The 1,743-nt window shown below is 56.2% G+C and carries 2 protein-coding genes; both read right to left on the bottom strand.

The window, feature by feature from the left end:
- Positions 1-139: 139 nt before the first annotated feature.
- Positions 140-1,266 (bottom strand): IS3 family transposase gene (locus ACR0D9_RS20570; protein WP_170790453.1). Its coding sequence is split into 2 segments (ribosomal slippage): positions 140-1,002 and positions 1,002-1,266, totalling 1,128 coding nucleotides; the frame shifts between segments, so codons are not numbered across the junction.
- A gap of 322 nt (positions 1,267-1,588) precedes the next feature.
- Complete coding sequence (locus ACR0D9_RS20575) at positions 1,589-1,738, bottom strand: FCD domain-containing protein (protein WP_480540101.1); 150 nt, start codon at positions 1,736-1,738, stop codon at positions 1,589-1,591.
- Positions 1,739-1,743 lie beyond the last annotated feature (5 nt).

The following is a 1,743-nucleotide window of genomic DNA, read 5'->3' on the forward strand; positions in this document are numbered from 1 at the left end:
AGGCCATGACCGCAGGAAACTGCGAGACCAGCATGTGACGATTTCGATCACAGCGGTTCCACCAAAAACTGAAATCAAGGCGATGTGCTAGTGCGCACTCGCTGATGGATGGCCTGATTTGACTGGTCCGACTTGATTGTTAGTGCATGACTGGCCTCGGGTCCATCTGGACGATGGTTTCAGGAGCTGGTGGCCGATAGCCGAGAGCGCTGTGGGGCCGCTTAGTGTTGTAGTGTTTCCGCCAGCCTTCGATGATAATCTGAGCCTCCCTCAGCGAGTAGAAGATCTCTCGGTTCAGAAGTTCATCGCGGAACCTGGCATTGAAGCTCTCCACATAGCCGTTCTCCCAAGGGCTGCCCGGTTCGATGAAGGCCGTCCTGGCTCCCACGGCTTCGATCCATGCTCGGACGTCTTTGGCAACGAACTCGGGGCCATTGTCGCTGCGCACAAATGCCGGCGGCCCTCTCAGGATGAAGAGATCGGTGAGAGCGTCGATCACGTCGGTCGAGTTTAGCTTCCGCTTCACTGTGATTGACAGGCATTCCCGGCTGAACTCATCGAGGATGTTCAAGGTACGGAACGCCTTGCCGTCGTCAGTGCGGCAATGCACGAAGTCGTAGCTCCAGACATGGTTGCGGTGCTCAGGCTTCAGGCGGATGCATGATCCGTCGTTCAGCCAGAGACGGCTCTTCTTTGGTTGCTTGCGTGGCACCTTCAGCCCCTCCCGCTTCCATAGCCGCTCAACACGGCCGACGCTGACCTGCCAGCCCGCATCTCTCAGCAGAACGGCGACGCGGCGGTAACCGTAGCTGCCGTATTGCCGGGCCAGTTCAATCATGTCCGCGACAAGCCGGTCTTCGTTTTCCCGGCCTCGGGGAGAGTACCTTTGCGTCGATCGATGCTGCCCCAGCACCCGGCAGATCCTGCGTTCTGAAACCTTCATCCTACTTCGGATCAGGTCGATGCAGGCACGCCGGCGGGCGGGGCTCAGAAGTTTCCCCGGGCTGCTTCCTTAAGGATTAGCTTGTCCAGGGTCAGATCCGACACGGCTTTCCGAAGCCGTTCATTCTCTTTCTGGAGCCGTTTGAGTTCCTTAAGTTGGTCGGTTCCCATACCGCCATACTGCTTGCGCCATCGGTAATAGGTCTGCTCGGTAATGCGCACTTCGCGGATCGCATCCACGCGCTGCATACCCTGGCCGACAAGCACATCAACCTGCCGTAACTTCTGAACTATCTCCTCGGGCTTGTGCCGCTTGTTTGCCATTCTCTGTCCTCCGTTCACTATACATAACGGTGGACCTAGTCAGATGAGGCATTCCACACTGAGCGGTCATCACTCAACCAGAGATCGCTTCACATAAAACCGCTTCAACGACGTTCGCGGTTCGTTGTGGTGGTGCAAAGCAACCCTTGGCTGCAGAAGCTTGGCGTTCTCATCCTTGTTTATTCGGCTGCCTGATGCAGCGGGGTAAGGAAGTTGAATTATGAACTTACGAAATTCATCTGGTAAGCACAGAAATTAAGCTTGCCTATCAGGCCCCGTGTCGCTGATCCAGGTGATGGTGATAGGCAGAAACAACAGCGAGCTACATAGCCTCAAGCGTATGTGAGAGACCATTTCGAATGTGATCTTCCAACAGCCTCTTCGCCGTGTCGGCGTCTCTGGCCAGCGCGGCATCGAACATGCCCTTGTGCTCCTTGACCGCCTCTTCGCCGCGATAAGTCAGCACAAGCATCTGAT

The organism is Ruegeria sp. AK11 (genome assembly GCF_056541095.1).